We start from the raw sequence: 18,765 nt of genomic DNA, 5'->3' as shown, positions 1-18,765 counted from the left end.
CCGCACCTACCGCAGCACGTGCCGAAAGCCGCCCGTCGGAGGCTTGCCCCTCACTCCCCCGGGCGGATGTCCGTGTGCTCCTTCGTCGCCGGCTTGCCCGCGAACGTCACCCAGAAGAAGTTGAGCGTATAGGTCAGCGCCGTGCGGAACACGCCCTCCTCGGCCAGCCGCCGGCCCGAGGTCAGCATCTTCAGCTTGAAGATGAACTTGACCTTGCCGACCTTGCTCAGCCGCACCGCGACGTCCGTGTCCTCGCCGTAGAATTTGATCTCGCGGTTGTAGCCGCCGGCCTTGATCCAGGCGTCGCGGCGGAACACGAAATTGCCGCCCTGCACCACCGATCCGACCCGCAGCACGTAGCGGTTGACCCAGTAGATCAGCTTGGTGAGGCCGTAGAACATGGCGATGAGGAAGCGGTTCCAGGCGCTGAGGTCGTAATAGACGTAAGGGCCCGAGAGGCAGACCAGCCTGTCGTCCTTTTCGAACTCGGAGAACACCACGTCGAGCCAGCCGGGCGGCACCATGGTGTCGGCGTCGATATTGGCCACCAGTTCCGCCGTCGTCGCCTTGAAGCCGCCGTCGCGGGCCGACACCAGCCCCTTCTGCTTCTCGTCGACCACCCGCACCCCGGCATAGGCGCCCGCCACCTCGGCGGTGCGGTCGGTGGAATTGTTGTTGACCACCACCACGTCGATGCCGGTGCGGCCGCTGCGCTCGATTTCGGCGAGCACCGACTCGACGCATTTGCCGATCAGGGCCTGCTCGTTGTAGGCCGGGATGACGAAGGCGAGTTGCATGGCTCAAGCTCGAAATGGCAAGTTGCGGCCCGTCGGCCCCTCAGGGCCACATAGACTGGCCCTGCGATAAGGGCAACCTTTGGGCCGGAAGGTCGCGCGCGGCAATGGGATCAGGCAGTTGAACCTTGGAAATATCGGCGTCTGGGACGTGCTGGTGTGGATCGTCCAGGGGGTGGTGGCGTTCGCCATCTCCACCTTCATCTTCGACACCATCCACTGGGCGCTGCACCGCTGGAGCAAGTCGCGCTTCGCGCTGCTCAGGACCTTCGCCTCCTGGCACCACGTCCACCACCGCTTCCTCGACGGCAAGATGCAGGTGCACGCCGATCTCGCCATGACCAATTTCTGGGCCCATCTGCTGCCCGAATTCCTGACCTCGGCCGCCGGCACGGCGCTGTTCTACCTGGTCTTTCACTGGATTCCGGTAACCGCGGTGCTGGCGCTGCATGTGTGGAATTTCATCAACAACATCCGCACCGAGGGCATGGACGCCAACCACATGTCGATGGATCGCGTCAGCGGCCGGCAGAGCCTGTTCAAGGTCAATGCCGCCTACCACGCGATGCACCACATCACGCCCGACAATTTCTATTCGTCCTACCTCAACGTCTTCGACCTGGTGTTCGGCCGCTCCTGCACCATCCGCCACCGCCGCTTCCTGATCACCGGCGCCTCGGGCGCCTTCGGCTCGGCGATGAAGGCGAAGATCGAAGCGCTCGGCGGGCTGGTCGAGACGGCGCGGCACGGCGTCGATTTCGCCGCCGGCGACGTCGAGCGCATGCGCCCGAAGCTCGAGCACGCCGACGTGTTGATCCTCGCCCATGGCGCCAAGGGGCCCGAGGCGTGGGACGCCAACTACACCACTTTTGCCGAGCTCGCCGACCTGTTCATCGCGCTCGGCAAGGACCGGCTGGTGCCGCCCGAGATCTGGGCCGTCGGCTCGGAAGCCGAGTTCCATGGCGATATGGGCCAGGCGGATCTGGTGGACTACGCGGCGAGCAAGCGGGCCTTCGCCCGCCGCGCCCTCGGCTACTACCGCAGCCCCGACGTGCTCTACCGCCACATCGTGCCGTCGGCCTTCACCTCGGCCATGGGGCCGGGACCGATGTCGGCCGATACTGCCGTCCGCATCGCGCTCTTCTTCATCCGCCGCGGTTTTTCCTACGTGCCGGTCACTTTTACCACGCTGGCGCTGTGGAATTACTTCCGTTTCATCCGGCAAACGCCCGATCCGGCGGCGGTGCAGCCCCGTGTCGCCATTGACTCGGGCAGCGGGAGATAGTTTTTCCTGTCGCAAGGGCCATATGTAGGGCCTTGCGGCAGAACTGAACCATTCATGGCGAAACGCATAGCTATCGCGACCATCGGCACGCTGGGCGACGTCCAGCCCTTCGTCGCTTTGGCCATGACGTTGAAAAAGCGCGGCTATTCGGTGGTCATCGGCACCTCCGACGACTTCGAGCCGTTCGTCTCCGGCCACGGCATCGAGTTCTTCAGCCTCGGCGGCGACGTGCAGGCCTTCCTGCGGCAGGCGCAGTTCGACAGCGCCATGACCAAGAGCCTCATCCTCTACGCCCCGATGCTGCTGCGCGACGGCCAGAAGGTGCTGCGCGAGGCCGGCAAGCGCGCCTGGCTGATGGCGCAGGACGCCGATGCGATCGTCTTTCAGAACAACACCACCTTCTGCATCGACATCGCCGAGGCGCTGCGCATTCCGGTGCTGCTCACGGTGTTCCAGCCGCTCAACCCGACCAACGAATTTCCGTATTTCGAGTATGGGCTCGATCCGGTCGACCCCCTGCTCTACCGCTTCAACCGCGAGCCCTTCGCCAAGAGCCCGGCCTTCGATCCGCTGATCAACAGGCTGAGCTACACCGTGCAGAAGGTGCAGCAGACCTATTGGGACCTGCCGCGCGACCGGCTGCGCCGCTATCTCGGCCTCAGGCCGAAAAAGCGCGGCGGCTTCCGCGGCTCGCTGCGCGGCGAGCCGCTGCCGACGCTGCACGCCTATTCCGGCTCGATCTCGCCGGCCCCCGGCGACTGGCCGGAGAGCAACATCATCACCGGCTTCTGGCGTCTCGAGGACAGCACCGGCTGGACGCCGCCGCCGGCGTTCCTCGAATTCCTGAGCAAGGGCGACAAGCCGATCTATCTGGGTTTCGGCTCGATGTCGTGGGGCGCCCAGCGCAACACCGAGATCGTCGCCCGGGCGCTGAAGCAATGGGGCGGCCGCGCCGTCATCGGCAAGGGCTGGGGCGGCGTCCGCGAGGACGCGCTGCCCGATACCGTGTTCGTGATCGACCGGGCCCCGCACACCGAGCTGTTCAAATACGTCAAGGCGGTGGTGCATCACGGCGGCGCCGGCACCACCCACACCGGCCTCTACGCCGGCCGGCCGACCTTCGCCGTGCCGCAATTCTTCGACCAGCCCTATTGGGGCCGGCTGATCTACGAGCTCGGCGTCGGGCCGCAGCCGGTGCGGCTGCGCAAGCTGACGCCGCAACTGCTCGCCGGCGCGCTCGACGATCTCGCCTCCACCCCCGCTTATGCGCGCGCCGCCCAGGAGCTCAGCGACAAGCTCCGGCTCGAGGACGGCACCAACCTCGCGGTCGACGTGATCGAGGAGGTGATGGCCGAAGATGGCCGCGTGCCGCGCAGCACGCAATTGATGGGAGCCGCCTCGTGACCGACTACGACCCGCAGAACATTTTCGCCAGGATCCTGCGCGGCGAGATCCCGAGCACCAAGGTGTACGAGACCGACCATCTGCTGGCCATCATGGACGCCTTCCCGCAATCCCGGGGCCACGTGCTGGTGCTCCCTAAAACGCCCTCGCGCAACATCCTCGACGCCGATCCCGCCGCGGTGGCGCAGGTCGCCGCCGAGCTGCCGCGGCTCGCCCGGGCGGTCAAGGCGGCGATGCGGGCCGACGGGCTGCGCGTCGTGCAGTTCAACGAGGCGCCGTCGGGGCAGACCGTGTTCCACCTGCACTTCCACCTGATCCCCATCTACGAGGGCGTGGAGCTCGGGCGGCACGCCGGCGGCGGCCCGGCCGACGCCGGCGAGCTCGCGACGCAGGCGGCGGCCATCGCCGCGCAGTTGGCCTCGTGATTTTTCCCGATATGGCGTTTCGGCCGAGTCATGGTATTTTCGTGATAACTGATGTAATAAACATCAGGATGTCCGGACTGAACCTTACTTCTGCGAGTTCAAGCAGCATCGCATGATGACCTCCGGCCAGCTTCGCGCCGCCCGCGCCCTTCTGGGGATCGACCAGAAGACGCTGGCGGGTCTTGCCGACGTCTCGCTTCCCACCATCCAGCGGATGGAGAGCAGCGACGGCGTGGTGCGCGGCACGGTCGAGACGCTGACCAAGGTGATCGAGGCCCTGCACCGGGCCGGCGTCGACCTGATCGGCGACAATGCGCGCAGCGAAGCAGGCGGGCGTGGGGTTCGGCTTCGGGAACCGCCCCCGAAACCCTGATTGACCGCGCGTCAATCCACGACGACCACCCTCCGCGATGATCGCCGCGCCCTTTATGAAGGCCGTGTCATGGTCCCTGCGTCGACCCAGCGTCTCGAACCGCCGAGAGCTGCCGATCTGTTCACCCCCAAGCTCATCACCGTGCTGCGCGAAGGCTACAGCCTGTCGGATCTGCGCGCCGACGTCATCGCCGGGCTGACCGTCGCCATCGTCGCGCTGCCGCTGTCGATGGCGATCGCCATCGCCTCCGGCGTCACCCCCGAGCGCGGCCTCTACACCGCCGCGGTCGGCGGCTTCCTGATCTCGGCGCTCGGCGGCAGCCGCTTCCAGATCGGCGGGCCGGCGGCGGCCTTCACCGTGCTGGTCGCCGGCTGCGTGGCCCGCAACGGCGTCGACGGCCTGTTCCTCGCCACGCTGATGGCCGGCGCCTTCCTGCTGCTGATCGGCGTGCTGCGGCTCGGCAGCTACGTCAAATTCATCCCCTACCCGGTCACGGTGGGCTTCATCTCCGGCATCGCGGTGATCCTGTTCATCGGCCAGATCGGCGACCTGCTCGGCCTGCACATGGCCAGCAATCCCGCCGATATCGTGCCCAAGCTCGAAGCCATCGGCGCGGCGCTGCCGACGCTGAATTCCGCCGCCGTCGGCGTCAGCATCGGCACCGTGCTGGTGATCGTCGGCCTGCGCCGCTACGCCCCGCAGTTTCCGGGCATCCTCATCGCGGTGGTGCTGGGGGCGCTGGTGGTGGCGCTGCTGAAGCTGCCGGTCGAAACCATCGGCACCCGCTTCGGCGGCATCCCCAATTCGCTGCCGGCGCCGCACCTGCCCGCGATCTCCGTGGAGAAAGTCATGGCGGTGCTTCCCGACGCCGTCTCCTTCGCCCTGCTGGGAGCCATAGAATCCCTGCTCTCGGCAATGGTCGCCGACGGCATGACCGGCCGCCGCCATCGCTCCAACATGGAGCTGGTGGCGCAGGGCATCGCCAACATGGCCTCGGCCCTGTTCGGCGGTATCTGCGCCACCGGCACCGTGGCCCGCACCGCCACCAACGTCCGCTCCGGCGCCCGCAGCCCCCTCGCCGGCATGTTCCACGCCGTGTTCGTGGTGCTGTTCATGGTCGTCGCCGCGCCGCTCGCGAGCTTCATCCCGCTCGCCGGCCTTGCCGGCGTGCTGGCCGTGGTCGCCTGGAACATGATCGAGAAGCCGGCCTTCGCCGCCCTCGTCCGCACCTCCTGGGGCGACGCCATGGTGCTGCTGATCACCTTCGGGCTGACCGTGGTGCTCGGCCTCACGCCGGCGATCATCGTCGGCTTCGCGCTCGGCGCGCTGCTGTTCCTGCACCGCATGGCGCAGTCGGCGGGGGTCGAGGTGCATGTCCCGCCGATCGCCGAGGACGAGCCCGACGAACCGGGCCGGCCGCGCTACGACCCGGCTGCCTCCACCGATCCGGACGTCGCCGTCTACCGCATCACCGGCGCCTTCTTCTTCGGCGCCGCAGCGAGCGTCGGGGCTGTGCTCGACCGCATCGCCGACCGCCACAAGGCGCTGGTGCTCGATTTCTCGGCCGTGCCGTTCATCGACTCGACGGCCGCCAACACCATCGAGGGGATCGCCCGCAAGGCCCGGCGCAGCGGCGTCCGGCTGCTGATCTCGGGCGCCGGGGCCACGACCGCCGCGACGCTGGCGGCGCACGGCGTGCGCGCCCCCGAGGTCCAGTACGTCGCCTCGATCGATGCCGGCCTGTCGGCGGCCCACGCCGCCATCGCCGCCGCCTAACAAAACAAAGGGCCGGGATCGCTCCCGGCCCTGGCAAATTTCGAGCGCGCGCCCGTCAGCTCTTTTCGTCGGCCTTGGCCGGCTTCTTGGCGACGGCCTTGGGACCCACCAGCGCCTTGGGCTTAGCCGGGCGCGGCGGCGCCGCGACGAGCTCGAGCTTGGCGTCGGGGCCGATGCCAACCACCGCCACCGTGACGGTGCCGCCATTCACCAGCTCGCCGAACAGCACCTGGTCGGCCAACGGTTTCTTGACGTGCTCCTGGATGACGCGGCCGAGCGGCCGCGCGCCCATGCGCTCGTCATAGCCGCGCGAGGCCAGCCACTCCGCCGCCTCGGGCGTCAGGTTGATGGTCACGCCACGCTCGGCGAGCTGGCCCTCGAGCTGCAGCACGAATTTTTCGACCACCTGCCGCACGATCGCCGGCGGCAGCGGCGCGAACGAGATGATGGCGTCGAGCCGGTTGCGGAACTCCGGCGAGAACATGCGGTTGATCGCGTCCTCGTCGTCGCCCTGCTCGCGCTTGCGGCCGAAGCCGATCGGCGATTTCTGCAGTTCCATCGCGCCGACGTTCGACGTCATGATCAGGATGACGTTACGGAAGTCGACGGACTTGCCGTTGTGGTCGGTCAGCTTGCCGTGGTCCATCACCTGCAACAGGATGTTGAACAGGTCGGGATGGGCCTTCTCGATCTCGTCGAGCAGCACCACGCAATGCGGATGCTGGTCGACACCGTCGGTCAAAAGGCCCCCCTGGTCGAAGCCGACATAGCCCGGCGGGGCGCCGATCAGCCGGCTGACGGTGTGGCGCTCCATATATTCGGACATGTCGAAGCGCAGCAGCTCGACCCCGAGCGTATCGGCGAGCTGCTTGGCGACCTCGGTCTTGCCGACGCCGGTCGGGCCGGTGAACAGGTACGAGCCGATCGGCTTTTCCGGCTCGCGCAGGCCGGCGCGGGCGAGCTTGATGGCCGAGCTGAGGGCGCTGATCGCGGCGTCCTGGCCGAACACCACGCGTTTCAGGTTGTCCTCGAGGCCGGCGAGCAGCTCGGTGTCCGACTTGCTGACCGATTTGGGCGGGATGCGGGCCATCGTCGCGATGGTGGCCTCGATCTCGGGCACGTCGATCAGCGTCTTGCGCTCCTCGGCGAGCAGCAGCATCTGACTCGCCCCGGTCTCGTCGATCACATCGATCGCCTTGTCCGGCAGCTTGCGGTCGTTGATGTAGCGAGCCGAGAGCTCGACGGCGGCCTTCAGCGCGTCGTCGGTATATTTGAGCTTGTGGTAGTCCTCGAAATACGGGCGCAGCCCCTTCACGATCTCGATCGCGTCGGAGATCGTCGGCTCGGCCACGTCGATCTTCTGGAAGCGGCGGACCAGCGCGCGGTCCTTTTCGAAGAACTGCCGGTACTCCTTGTAGGTCGTCGAGCCGATGCAGCGCATGTTGCCCGAGGCCAGCGCCGGCTTCAGCAGGTTGGACGCATCAAGCGCTCCGCCCGAGGTGGCGCCGGCGCCGATCACGGTGTGGATCTCGTCGATGAACAGGATGGCGTCGGGGTGCTTTTCGAGCTCCTTCATCACCGCCTTCAGCCGTTCCTCGAAATCGCCGCGATAGCGGGTACCGGCGAGCAGCGAGCCCATGTCGAGGGCATAGATGGTGGCGCCCTTGAGCACCTCCGGCACCTCGCCTTCGACGATCTTGCGCGCGAGGCCCTCGGCGATGGCGGTCTTGCCGACGCCGGCATCGCCCACATAGATCGGATTGTTCTTGGAGCGCCGGCACAGCACCTGGATAGTGCGGCGCAGCTCCGGATCGCGCCCGATCAGCGGATCGATCTTGCCGGCCTTGGCCTTGGCGTTGAGGTCGACGCAGAAATCGGCGAGCGCCGACGACTGCCCGTTGCCCTGGCGCTGCTGGCCGCCGCCCTCCTCGCCATGCGCGCTACCCTGCCCGTCCTCGGCGCCGCGCACCGAGCGCTGCTCGTTCGGCCCGGACTTGGTGATGCCGTGCGAAATGAAATTGACCGCGTCCAGCCGGCTCATATCCTGCTGCTCGAGGAAATAGGCGGCATGGCTCTCGCGCTCGGCGAAGATGGCGACGAGCACATTGGCCCCGGTCACCTCCTCCTTGCCGGACGACTGGACGTGGATCACCGCGCGCTGGATCACGCGCTGGAAGGCGGCCGTCGGCCGCGCGTCCTGGCCGTTGGGCACCACGAGGCTGTCGAGCTCCTCGTTGATGAAATCCTCGAGATCGCCCTTCAGCGCCTCGACGTCGACGTCGCAGCCATTGAGCACGGCGATAGTGTCGCGGTCGTCGGTCAGGGCCAGGAGCAGGTGCTCGAGCGTCGCGAACTCATGCGCGCGCTCGCGGGCGAGGTTCATCGCCTGATGCAGAGCCTTTTCCAATCCGCGGGAGAAAGAGGGCATATGATGTTCCTATTGCTTTTCCATCACGCACTGCAGCGGATGCTGGTTCTTGCGTGCCGTATCCATGACGCGCGTGACCTTGGTCTCGGCCACCTCGTATGGGTAGACGCCGCACTCCCCTACGCCCTTGTTGTGGACGTGCAGCATGATGCGCATGGCGTCTTCGCGTGACTTGTTGAAGACGTCCTGCAGGACGAGAACGACGAACTCCATCGGGGTGTAGTCGTCGTTCAGCAGCAGCACCCGGTAGAGATTGGGCTTCTGCGTCTTGGGTTTGGTTCTGGTGATGGTGCCGGTGTCGTAGCGCGACCCACCCTCGCCCTGCCGATCATCGCGCGCCGCCTTTGGCGGCTGGCCCGGTCCAGCGACGGTCCGGGTCGTCTGATCGGAGAAAGAGCTAGGGCGATCGAAACGACGCAGCATGGTGGAGCCATTATGTAGGCAAAAGACACCCGGTGTTAAGGGGGGCCGTTCCTCCCCATCCGGGCAGGTCGAAACCCCTGTTTTCACAATCTGTTGCCGATGGATTCAATTGCTGCGGCATTTTACCCATTGGTAAGGGCGCGCCCCTATTCTGCCCCAACCGAAGGTGATGGCGCAGGGCTTGGGGGAAGCCGCGTCAGCCCTCGTTTCAGTTGCCAAGGAGGGCCAGAAGGCCCCGTTTGTTTGGAGTACCGGGGTTGGCTTCCCAAAGGGTCTATGATGTTTCGCGCCGTTCCCTGTGGCGCGCCGTTGCAGCAGTTTTCATCGGCATTTTCCTCCTCGCGCCCAGCGTCGCCGAGGCCAAGGCGCCACGCGCCTATGCCGGCATCGTCGTCGACGCCAAGTCGGGCAAGGTGCTCTACCAGAGCGACGCCGACGAGTATCGCTACCCGGCTTCCGTCAGCAAGGTGATGACCCTCTACATCCTGTTCCAGGAGCTGGCCGCCGGGAACATCAAGCTCACCGACAAGATGCCGGTCAGCAAATGGGCCGCCTCGGCGCAGCCGACCAAGCTCGGGCTGCGCGCCGGCTCGACCATCACCGTCGAGAACGCCATCAAGGCCATCTGCACGCTCAGCGCCAACGACATGGCGCGCGTGGTGGCCGAATATATCGGCGGCAGCGAGAGCAATTTCGCCAAGCGCATGACCGCGACGGCCCGGGCGCTGGGCATGTCGCGCACCACTTATGTGAACGCCTCGGGCCTGCCCGACAGCCGCCAGATCACCACCGTGCGCGACCAGGCGATGCTCGGCATCGCCATCTACGAGCACTTCCCGAAATATTACGAGTTCTTCCAGACCAAGAGCTTCAAATACGGCAAGCGCACCTACGGCAACCACAACAACCTGCTCGGCAAGAACGGCATCGACGGCATCAAGACCGGCTATACCGGCGCCGCCGGCTATAACCTGCTGACCGCCGCCCGGACCGACGGCCACCACATCGTCGTGGTCGGCTTCGGCTTCGGCTCGGCCGGTTCGCGCGACGCCAAGGTGCGCAGCCTTGTCAACGAATACCTGCCGCAATCGCGCTCCGGCAGCTATCTCGAAGCCGCTTTGATTCCGACGCCGGGCCGCAAGGGTTCGATGGCGATCCCGCCGCAGGATGCCGACGTGCAGGTCGCCTCCGCCAGCCCGGTGGTGCCGATGCCGGCGCCCGCATTCCGCGGCGCCGACGACGAAGCGCCGGCCAATCCGCAGATCGGCATCGGCGACGTCGACACCGTCGACAGCACCACGGTCGCGAGCCTTGCCCCCGAGCCGATCGAGCGCCCCGTGGACCTCGGCATGCCGCCCGCCGTGCAGGCCGTCAACGCCGCCGCCGGCGCTCCCAAGCGCAAGACGCTGGGCGACGTGGTCGGCGCCTTCACCGACAATTACTCGCTGGGTGCCGCGCCGGCCCCGCTGGGCCAAACCCGTCCGTCGGCGCCGCTGATCCCGCCGGTCGGCATCGGCCGCGACGGCCAGCCCGTCGACCTCATGACCTCGGGCAGCATCTCGACTGAAGCCGCCGTCGCGCCGCAGAGCGATGCCGCTCCGCAATCGCTCGGCTTCGACAAGGCCTCGACGCAGGTCGCCGAGGCGGCGCCGCAGCAGCCGATGCCCGCCGCTCTGCCGCAGGGCTGGATCGTCCAGATCGGCGCCTCGCCGACGCAGGACGGCGCCAACGGCCTGCTGCAGTCGGCGGCCGGCAAGGTCCGCTCGCTCGGCAAGCTCCAGAGCTTCGTCGAGCGCTTCGAGAAGGACGGCCAGATCTATTTCCGCGCCCGCTTCGGCGGTTTCTCCGGCCAGGGCGCGGCCAACGACATGTGCAAGCAGCTCAAGCAAGCCAAGATGAGCTGCCTCGCGATGCAGAGCTGAGGCGATGCATCGAAAGAGGTAGCCGAACCGGGAAGCGCGTTTGTGGCCTGTGTATGGAGTAGCCCAAATGAGCGACACGTCGAGCCTTACCGAACTAGCCCGCTTCGTGGGCCAGTCGCAGCTCGCAGACGCCTCCGCCAATCGCCAGGCGGTCAATGACATCGTCAACCATCTCAGCCGGCGGCCCGCCAGGCAGCGCGTCTCCGACCTGCTGTCGGTGGTGCTGACGCTGTCGGCGCGCACCCGGCGGATGATCATGCCCCCGGTCGAAGTCGACATCGACGTCTTCGGTCCCGGTGGCCAGCGCGCCGTGCGTATTTTGCTGCCCGCCACGGGCTGACGGCGAACCGGCACGTTCTCCGGGGCGGCCAGCGGCCCCTCACACCGGCAAGTGAGCTGAGCTTAGGCGCTGAGGCGGTCGGTCCGGCCGGGGTCCGGCAGCCGCCGCAGCGTGGACGGCTCGGCCACCACCACGCGATTGCGGCCGCGGGACTTGGCCTCGTAGACGGCGGCATCGGCCGCCGCCAGCAGCACCTCGACATCCACCGCGAACTGCGTCGCCGCAATGCCGATGCTGACAGTCGCCACCGCCGCCCCGTGCGCGGTCTCCACCGTGCAGGCGGCGACCGCATTGCGGATGCGCTCGGCCACGTTGATCGCCTCCTGCAGCGAGGTCTCCGGCAGCACAAAGCAGAATTCTTCGCCGCCCATGCGGAACAGCTGGTCCGACGGTCGCACATTGGCCTCGGCCACGTCGGCGAAGGATCTCAGCATGCGGTCGCCGACCTCGTGGCCGAAGCGATCGTTGACCGATTTGAAGTGGTCGAGGTCGAGCACCAGCAGCGCCATCGTGCTGCGGATGCCGGCGCGGCGCCGGTTCATGCGCGTCGCGAAATCGGCGAAGGCGCGCCGGTTCATCAGGCCGGTCAGCGGATCCGACAGCGCGAAGCTGCGCTGCTGCGCTTCGCGCCGCTCCAGCGTCATGGCGAGGAAGAACACCGCCGCGAAGGTCGCGTGGCCGAAGATCAGCCAGAGGAAAACCGCGAGCCAGATCGGATCGACCGGCGCGACCCCGAAGGGGAACGGCGCCCAGGGCGCCGCCACCACGCGGATGGCCATGAATACGGTGAAGCTGGCAAGGACGGCAAAGGTCGGCCAGCGCGAGGCGAGCGTTTCGTCGCGGTGACGCCAGACCTCGAAGGCCATCATCGCCGCCAATGCGCCGATCATGAGCGACGCGGCGACGATCCGCGCCACCATGCTGGTGACGAAGGCCGGGATGAAACACAGGCCGATCCACACCAGGCAGAGCAGCAGCAGGCGGCGCAACGCCGGCCGGCGGCCCTCGAAGACGCGGATGCCCTGCCAGAGCGAGCCCACCGCGAACAGGCGCGCGGCATTGCCGATGGCGATGGCAGTGAAATCGGTGTCCCAGTGCGGCAGCATGTAGACCAGCGCCGCGGCGCCGCCGGCCGCGAAGGGGAAGCTCCACCACAGGAGCTCCGGCGTGTTGCGATGGCGCAGCCAGACGACGAAGAACACCCCGCCCAGCAGGATGAGCAGCGACGATCCGGCAACAAGAAGAGTGAAGCTGTCGAGCTGCACGCACGGCTCCAGGGCGATTCTCTAAAGGCTAGCGTGCAGGTCTTTAACGAATCCGAAACCGGGAGCGGCAACCGTCAGGTGGTGCCGGCCATATGCTCGAATTTCGGCGTGGCGCCGGGCGTCATCGTTGCCGCCACCGCCCGCCGGGCGGCGACGCGATCGCTGATGGGCAGCTTCAGCGCCTCGACCAGTTGCCGGTATTCCTGCCGCGCGCTCAGATGCGACATCGACGGCAGCCCGCCCAGCAGTTCCTCGTCCAGCGGGTCGAACACCGTGAGCCCCATCGGGAACAGCGAGCGGAAGATGACCCGCTCGGCGATGCCGTCGGCCACGCGGCAGCCGAGCCGCACCGCGATCTTCTCGATCGCCGACTGCACCAGCCGCATCGAGCGCGACGACAGCATGGAGATGCGGTTGCGCACCAGGATCCAGTCGATGGTGCGCCCGTCGATGGCCAGCCGCTCGGTGCGCGCCCGCTGCACCAGCCGCGAATAATGGCTCATCTCGCGCGGATCGCCCGTCACCGGATCGACATGCGCCATCACGTCGAGATCGATCAGGCTGTCGTTGAGCGGCGTGATCAAAGTATCGGCCAGCGAATGCGCCAGCCGCGTCAGATGCGTGTCGAACCCCGGCGTGTCGACGACCAGGAAGTCGGCCACCCCCTCGACCTCGACCACCGCCTGGCGGAACAGGTCGAATTCGAGCTTGTGGTTCTCCTTGATCGAATCCGATTTCGTCAGCGGCAGGTGGAAATGCGTGGTGTGCGGCAGCGTCAGGTCGCGCGCCTGCGCCCAGTTGCGGCGGTTCTTGACGTAGTTGGTGAAGGTCTGCTGCCGGCTGTCGACGTCGATCGAGGCGACGCGAAACCCCTGGTACATGAGGTAGACGGCAAGGTGGAAGGCGGTGGTCGACTTGCCCGACCCGCCCTTCTCGTTCCCCACCACGATGACATGCGTGCCCGTGCGCCCCATGCGGCCTCCATGTCTCCGGCGACGGAATCTGCGGCGAAATCGTGATTTGGTTCAAGAGGCAGTTTCGCCACAAACCGCGGGCCAGCGAACAGTACCGCTGCAATTCACTTGACCGGCCAAAGCGGAGACGAGTCGGCGGCCTCCCCTGCCTTTCTTCAGATCAGGCCCAGCTTGCTCAGCTCCAGCGCCAGTTCCTCGTCGCCCTCCTCGGCGAAGCCGGCGCTGGCGAGATCGGGCAGGGCGTCCTTGGGCGTCAGGTAGCGCCAGCCCTGGAAGGGCGATTTCGGGCGCGGGGTGACGCGCACCATGTCGGGCGCCATGATGATGTCGCAGCAGGCGAGGCCCTGCTCGTCGCGCGCCTCGGCGAGCCTGAGGATCGGCTGCCGGCAGCGGATGACGCCCGAGATCACCCAGTAGATCGAGCCCTGCCCCTCGATCTCGTCGCGTCGCTTGGGCATCGTGCGCGTGCGGTGGACATGCACGTCCTCGCCGTAATCGGCCCCCCACCAATGCGCCCGCTCGCTGCGGTAGGATTCGAGCTCCTCCAGCGTCGCGACGCCGACGCAGAGCTTGATCATGTGCATCATTTCGCGGCGGCCCGTGCCTGGATCACGTCGATCTCGTCGTCCTCGACCACCCACGGCTCCTTGATCGCCTCGGCAAGCCACTCCTGGAACGCCGGCAGCCCGTAGATCGCCTCGACATATTCCATCGCCGCGTCGGAGACCGGCAGCGCGTAGGTGCGTATGCGCGTCGCCACCGGGGCGAACATGGCGTCGGCGCCGCTGAACTTGCCGAACAGGAACGGCCCGCCGGACTCGTCGGTCAATTCTCCCCAGATCTGCTCGATGCGGCGCAGGTCGGCCGCCACGGCATCGGCGTCGACCTTGCCCGGATGGCTGGCCCGCAGGTTCATCGGCGCGAGGTCGCGCAGCGCCCGGAAGCCGCCATGCATCTCGGCCGATACCGCCCGCGCCTGTGCCCGCTTCAGCCGGTCGGACGGCCAGATGCCCTTGGCCGGATATTTGTCGTTGAGATATTCGATGATGGCGATGCTCTCGGGCACCACCGCGCCGCCATCGACCAGCACCGGCACCCGCCCGGTCGGCGATTTCCGGCGCAGCGTCTCTTTCCAGCCCTCGCCGCTCAGCAGCACCAGCTCCTCGTCGAACGGGATGCCGAAATGCTTGAGCACCAGCCAGGGGCGCAGCGACCAGCTCGAATAGTTGCGGTTGGCGAAGATCAGCTTCATGGCAGGGATCCGAAGACACGTATCCAGAGGGCGGCGAGACCGAGAAAGCCGAAGAACCCGACCACGTCGGTGACGGTGGTGACGAACACCGACGAGGCCACGGCCGGGTCGACCTTGAGCTTGCTCAGCCCCAGCGGGATCAATACGCCGGCCGAGCCGGCAGCGATCATGTTGACGATCATGGCGAGGCCGATGACCAGGCCGAGCCCGGGGTTGAAGAAGCGCAGCCAGGTCAGCAGCCCCATCAGCAGCGCAAAGATCAGCCCGTTTAGGATGCCCACCAGCATCTCGCGGGCGATCAGGCGGCGGACCTTGTAGCTGTCGAGCTCGTCCATCGCCAGCGCCCGCACCGTCACCGTCATGGTCTGCGTGCCGGCATTGCCGCCCATCGAGGCGACCATCGGCATCAGCGCGGCGAGCGCCACCATCTGCTGGATGGTGGCGTCGAACAGCCCGATCACCATCGAGGCGAGTACCGCCGTCACCAGATTCACCACCAGCCAGGTGGCGCGGCCGCGCACCGTCTTCTGCACGGTGTCGGAAATCTCCTCGCCGCCAACGCCGGCGAGCAATTGCATGTCCTCGGTCGCTTCCTCGTGGATCACGTCGACGATGTCGTCGATGGTCAGCACGCCCACCAGCCGCTTGCTCTCGTCGATCACCGCGACCTCCACTAGGTCGTAGCGCTCGAAGGTGCGCGCGGCGCGCTCCTGGTCCTCGGTGGCCTGCACCTCGATGACGTTGCTCTGCATCAGATCGCCGATGCGGACGTCGCGCTTGGCCCGCAGGAATTTGTCGAGGGCGACGATGCCTTCGAGGCTGTAGGACGGGCTCACCACATAGATCTGGTAGAACTCGTCGGGCAGCTCCTGCTCGGTGCGCAGATAGTCGATCGTCTGCCCCACCGTCCAGTACGGCGGGATGGCGATGAAATCCGTCTGCATCAGGCGGCCGGCAGAATCCTCGGGGAAGTCGAGACTGCGCCGCAGGTTCAGCCGCTCGAACGCCGGCATCTGGGCGAGGATGTCCTCGCGCGCCGGCGTGTCGATGTCCTCGAGGATGTAGACCGCGTCGTCGTTGTCGAGCTCGGCGACGCCGCGCGCGACGTCGGCGGGCGGCAGTTCCTCGATCAGGTCGGTGCGCACCGACTCGTCGACCTCGGTCAGGGCCGAGAAGTCGAACTTGTCGCCCAGCAGCGTCACCAGCTTCAGCCGCTCGCCGGCGTCGAACGCCTCGAGCACGTCGCCCATGTCGGCGGCGTGCAGCGGCGCCGTCAGCGCCACCACGGCGTCCTTGTCGTCGGCCTCGAGCCGGGCCCGCAGCCGCGCCAGCCAGGCCGGATTGACCTGGTCGTCGGCGCCGCGCAGGTCATCCTTCCCGCCCTCGGGCTCCTTGGCGTCGGCGGTGGCGGGATCGCTGGTCATGGCGGCGGTGTAGCCAATCGAACCTCGATGCGCCAGACTTGGGCATGGCAAAGTCGGCAGCGAAAACTGGCGGCGGCGCGCCCGGCGCGGAAAGCCAAATGACGGGTCCGCCGGGCCCTTCCCGCCCGCCGAATAGTGCTTGTGACATCGGGAATCGTTTGCTACACGCTGCCTCGCTTCGCCGACGGCGTGGCCCCTACCATGGCGTGCGGTCGTGGCGGAATTGGTAGACGCGCAGCGTTGAGGTCGCTGTGCCGCAAGGCGTGGAAGTTCGAGTCTTCTCGACCGCACCATGATCTCCCGCGGAGATCGTCCCAAAACTCAGGATTGCGGTGGCCGGCGCCGGCAGATCAGCCGAGCTTGAACACCTTTTCGGTCACTTCGACCGACAGATGCCCGTCCTCGACCCGGATTTCGCCGTTCGCCACCAGCGTGTTGTTGGCGTAGATCTTCAGCGGATCGTGCTCGGTGCTGTTGAGCTCGATGATGGCGCCCCGGCCCATGCGCAGCAGGTGGTGGATCGGCATGATGGTCGAGCCGAGCTCCACGGTGATATCGACTTCAATCTGGTCGAGCGTATTCATATATAGACCTGACTTGCCTCCGCTGAATCAGTGCGGAGGGCCTCTTCGGAGCATCGGCCGGGCATGATTACCGAAGCGTTAACCTGCGTTGGGCCGGAGCGGCTGCGGCGCGCCGACGCCGCTCCCGTCGACTGGGTCGTGGCCGACGCTCCCGTCGACTATCCGTTCGCGCTGCAGGCCATGAAGGACCGCGCCGCCGCCATCGCGCGTGGCGACGCGCCGGAGTTGGTCTGGCTGGTCGAGCACCCGCCGCTCTATACCGCCGGTACCTCCGCCGACGCCGGAGACCTGCTCGATCCCGAGCGCTTTCCGGTCTACGAGGCCGGGCGCGGCGGCGAATACACCTATCACGGCCCCGGCCAGCGCGTGGCCTATCTGATGCTCGACCTCAGGGCCCGCGGCCGCGACGTGCGCTGCCTGGTGCAGGGGCTCGAAGGCTGGATCATCGATACGCTCGCCGGCTTCAACGTCACCGGCGAATTGCGCGACGGCCGCATCGGCGTCTGGGTCCGCCAGCCGGGCCGCCCCGGCGGCGAGAGCAAGATCGCGGCCATCGGCGTGCGCGTCAGCAAATGGGTGACGACGCACGGCATCGCCCTCAACGTTTCCCCCGATCTCGGCCATTTCGCCGGCATCGTGCCCTGCGGCATTGCCGACCGCGGCGTCACCAGCCTCGAGGATCTGGGGCAATTGGTATCGATGCCGGAGGTCGATGGCGCGCTCCGAACCGCGTTCGAACGGCGTTTCGGGCCGACCGTGAGCCCCGCCGCTGCCCCGCAAGCCCTTGTCACGGCGGCCTGAGGCCCTCATCTTGAGGGCAGTTTCACGAATCCCGCGCCGCTGGAGTGCCGAACATGACCTCCGATGACCTTCGCCGCATCTTCATGGGCTCGACGCTGTTCCGGCTCGACACGGTACTGTCGCCGCGGCTGATCCCCGTGCTCTACGTCACGGGCCTCGCCACCTTGCTGATGTGGGCGGTGACGCATCTCGTCCTCGCCTTCGCCAGCAGCTTCGGCGACGGCCTGTGGAGCCTGCTCGAGATCGTGGTCTATGGCAGCTTCGGCCTCGTGATGCTGCGCACCGTGTGCGAGGCGCTGCTGGTCTGGTTCAAGGCCAACGAGGCGGCGGCGGATTCGGTCAGCCGCACGCGCATTTCCACCTCGCTGCTCGAGGACGTGCGCGACGCCATCCACGAGATGGCCGACGAGGAGGACGAAATCGTGGACGTCGACGATTTGATCACGCCGGCGACGGACCCCGCCCCCGACGTCGAGATCACGCCGCCCCGCGGCCCCCGCCGCACCGCCCGGCGCACACCGTCACCGAAGCTTTAGGCCTTTCGCCTGCCGATGAGATTGTCGAGCGCGAAGGCGCCCGGCCCGGCGAACACCAGCAGCAGGAAATTGAAGCAGAACAGCACCGCGACCTCGCCGCCATTGCTGGCGGGAAAGATCGTGTGCGTGCGCCCCACATCCATCCACCAGAAGATCACGGCGCACTCGCCGGCGACGATGAAGGCGATCGGCCGGGTGAGCAGGCCGAGCACCAGCGCCAGGCCGCCGAAGGTCTCGAGGATGCCGGCCACCAGGAACAGCGTCTGCATCGACGGCGGCATGCCACCCTCCGCACCGCCCGGCGCGGTCCCGCCGGTCGGCGGCTGGACGCTGGACGCGATGCTGGACATTGTCTCGGCCGCATTGCCGAGCGCCGCGCTGGCCGCGTCCACGGCGCTGCTCGCCGCCGAACTCACGGCGTCGGCGCCCTGCTGCAGCGCCCGCGCCGCCGTCCGCCCGGCGCCGCCAGCGCCCCCGGGCGCGCCGAAACGCTCCATCGGCGGAAAATGGAACAGCTTCTGGGTGCCGTGCTCCATGAACACCAGAGCGGTCACGATACGGAAAATCCCGAGCATCCACAGCGTATATTTGGCGAGAGGCGTGGTCATGACGTCACCTGCTTTGTCGACATCGCATGTGCTAGCCGGCCTTCGCGGCCCCGAGTAGCGCCGCAACGCAGAATTGAGCGTTCGCGATCGATTGCCATCTAAAATTGCCGTAAGGTTGCGCCGCGCACGCCTGCCCTGCCTCTATCGCAAA

Annotated in this window: 19 protein-coding genes and 1 tRNA gene; 10 read left to right on the top strand and 10 right to left on the bottom strand. The window is 67.1% G+C overall.

Going from position 1 to position 18,765, the window contains the following annotated elements; all coding sequences use genetic code 11:
- Positions 1-50: 50 nt before the first annotated feature.
- Positions 51-797, bottom strand: coding sequence for a glycosyltransferase family A protein (locus tag BGO82_RS08490; protein ID WP_291305121.1), 747 nt, complete (start codon positions 795-797; stop codon positions 51-53).
- A 118-nt stretch (positions 798-915) separates the two neighbouring features.
- Between BGO82_RS08490 and BGO82_RS08485 the strand changes: the two genes are divergently transcribed.
- The 5 genes from BGO82_RS08485 to BGO82_RS08465 all read left to right on the top strand — a co-directional run bounded on the left by BGO82_RS08485 (position 916) and on the right by BGO82_RS08465 (position 6,057).
- On the top strand, positions 916-2,079 hold the full coding sequence (locus BGO82_RS08485) for a hypothetical protein (RefSeq protein WP_291305120.1): 1,164 nt from the start codon (positions 916-918) through the stop codon (positions 2,077-2,079).
- Between the two features lie 54 nt (positions 2,080-2,133).
- Positions 2,134-3,483 (top strand): glycosyltransferase, encoded by a 1,350-nt coding sequence (locus BGO82_RS08480; RefSeq protein ID WP_291305119.1) that lies wholly within the window; start codon positions 2,134-2,136, stop codon positions 3,481-3,483.
- Positions 3,480-3,908 (top strand): HIT family protein, encoded by a 429-nt coding sequence (locus BGO82_RS08475; protein ID WP_291305118.1) that lies wholly within the window; start codon positions 3,480-3,482, stop codon positions 3,906-3,908. Before BGO82_RS08480 ends, BGO82_RS08475 begins: the two co-directional genes overlap by 4 nt.
- Positions 3,909-4,020: 112 nt before the next feature.
- Positions 4,021-4,281, top strand: a complete 261-nt coding sequence (locus BGO82_RS08470; RefSeq protein ID WP_291305117.1) for a helix-turn-helix transcriptional regulator — start codon at positions 4,021-4,023, stop codon at positions 4,279-4,281.
- A gap of 69 nt (positions 4,282-4,350) precedes the next feature.
- Entirely contained in the window at positions 4,351-6,057 is a 1,707-nt protein-coding gene (locus BGO82_RS08465) for a SulP family inorganic anion transporter (RefSeq protein ID WP_291305116.1), read from the top strand.
- A 55-nt stretch (positions 6,058-6,112) separates the two neighbouring features.
- Here the strand turns inward: BGO82_RS08465 and clpA are convergent, their stop codons facing one another.
- On the bottom strand, positions 6,113-8,485 hold the full coding sequence (gene clpA / locus BGO82_RS08460) for an ATP-dependent Clp protease ATP-binding subunit ClpA (protein ID WP_291305115.1): 2,373 nt from the start codon (positions 8,483-8,485) through the stop codon (positions 6,113-6,115).
- Positions 8,486-8,494: 9 nt separating this feature from the next.
- Entirely contained in the window at positions 8,495-8,908 is a 414-nt protein-coding gene (gene clpS, locus BGO82_RS08455) for an ATP-dependent Clp protease adapter ClpS (RefSeq protein WP_291305114.1), read from the bottom strand.
- 257 nt (positions 8,909-9,165) lie between these two features.
- Between clpS and BGO82_RS08450 the strand changes: the two genes are divergently transcribed.
- Together BGO82_RS08450 and BGO82_RS08445 are read left to right on the top strand one after the other, a co-directional pair.
- Positions 9,166-10,830, top strand: a complete 1,665-nt coding sequence (locus tag BGO82_RS08450; RefSeq protein WP_291305113.1) for a serine hydrolase — start codon at positions 9,166-9,168, stop codon at positions 10,828-10,830.
- Between the two features lie 67 nt (positions 10,831-10,897).
- A complete protein-coding gene (locus tag BGO82_RS08445; protein WP_291305112.1) occupies positions 10,898-11,170 on the top strand; it encodes a hypothetical protein in 273 nt (90 codons plus the stop codon).
- Between the two features lie 62 nt (positions 11,171-11,232).
- Here BGO82_RS08445 and BGO82_RS08440 read toward each other — a convergent pair whose 3' ends face one another.
- The 5 genes from BGO82_RS08440 to mgtE form a co-directional block, all read right to left on the bottom strand.
- Entirely contained in the window at positions 11,233-12,435 is a 1,203-nt protein-coding gene (locus tag BGO82_RS08440; protein ID WP_291305111.1) for a GGDEF domain-containing protein, read from the bottom strand.
- A gap of 74 nt (positions 12,436-12,509) precedes the next feature.
- Positions 12,510-13,409 (bottom strand): division plane positioning ATPase MipZ, encoded by a 900-nt coding sequence (locus BGO82_RS08435; protein WP_291305110.1) that lies wholly within the window; start codon positions 13,407-13,409, stop codon positions 12,510-12,512.
- A 155-nt stretch (positions 13,410-13,564) separates the two neighbouring features.
- Positions 13,565-13,987, bottom strand: coding sequence for a DUF1489 domain-containing protein (locus BGO82_RS08430; protein ID WP_291305109.1), 423 nt, complete (start codon positions 13,985-13,987; stop codon positions 13,565-13,567).
- 5 nt (positions 13,988-13,992) lie between these two features.
- Positions 13,993-14,661: a glutathione S-transferase family protein gene (locus BGO82_RS08425; protein ID WP_291305108.1), complete on the bottom strand. Its 669-nt coding sequence runs from the start codon at positions 14,659-14,661 to the stop codon at positions 13,993-13,995.
- Positions 14,658-16,085 (bottom strand): magnesium transporter, encoded by a 1,428-nt coding sequence (gene mgtE / locus BGO82_RS08420; RefSeq protein WP_291305107.1) that lies wholly within the window; start codon positions 16,083-16,085, stop codon positions 14,658-14,660. The genes BGO82_RS08425 and mgtE overlap by 4 nt, the downstream gene beginning before the upstream one ends.
- A gap of 208 nt (positions 16,086-16,293) precedes the next feature.
- Between mgtE and BGO82_RS08415 the strand changes: the two genes are divergently transcribed.
- Positions 16,294-16,378 (top strand) — tRNA-Leu (locus tag BGO82_RS08415).
- A gap of 57 nt (positions 16,379-16,435) precedes the next feature.
- On the opposite strand, the gene BGO82_RS08410 is transcribed toward BGO82_RS08415, so the two are convergent.
- Entirely contained in the window at positions 16,436-16,669 is a 234-nt protein-coding gene (locus BGO82_RS08410) for a FliM/FliN family flagellar motor switch protein (protein WP_291305106.1), read from the bottom strand.
- Between the two features lie 63 nt (positions 16,670-16,732).
- Here BGO82_RS08410 and lipB point away from each other — a divergent pair, with 63 nt between their 5' ends.
- Positions 16,733-17,470 (top strand): lipoyl(octanoyl) transferase LipB, encoded by a 738-nt coding sequence (gene lipB / locus BGO82_RS08405; RefSeq protein WP_291305105.1) that lies wholly within the window; start codon positions 16,733-16,735, stop codon positions 17,468-17,470.
- 53 nt (positions 17,471-17,523) lie between these two features.
- Positions 17,524-18,006 (top strand): DUF4282 domain-containing protein, encoded by a 483-nt coding sequence (locus BGO82_RS08400; RefSeq protein WP_291305104.1) that lies wholly within the window; start codon positions 17,524-17,526, stop codon positions 18,004-18,006.
- On the opposite strand, the gene BGO82_RS08395 is transcribed toward BGO82_RS08400, so the two are convergent.
- Positions 18,003-18,614, bottom strand: a complete 612-nt coding sequence (locus tag BGO82_RS08395; protein ID WP_291305103.1) for a DoxX family protein — start codon at positions 18,612-18,614, stop codon at positions 18,003-18,005. The two genes, BGO82_RS08400 and BGO82_RS08395, sit on opposite strands and share 4 nt — an antisense overlap.
- Positions 18,615-18,765 lie beyond the last annotated feature (151 nt).

Source organism: Devosia sp. 67-54, from assembly GCF_001899075.1.
Lineage (GTDB): Bacteria > Pseudomonadota > Alphaproteobacteria > Rhizobiales > Devosiaceae > Devosia_A.
Note: the sequence above shows the minus strand (reverse complement) of the source record. Positions and strands in the feature narration are given on the sequence as shown.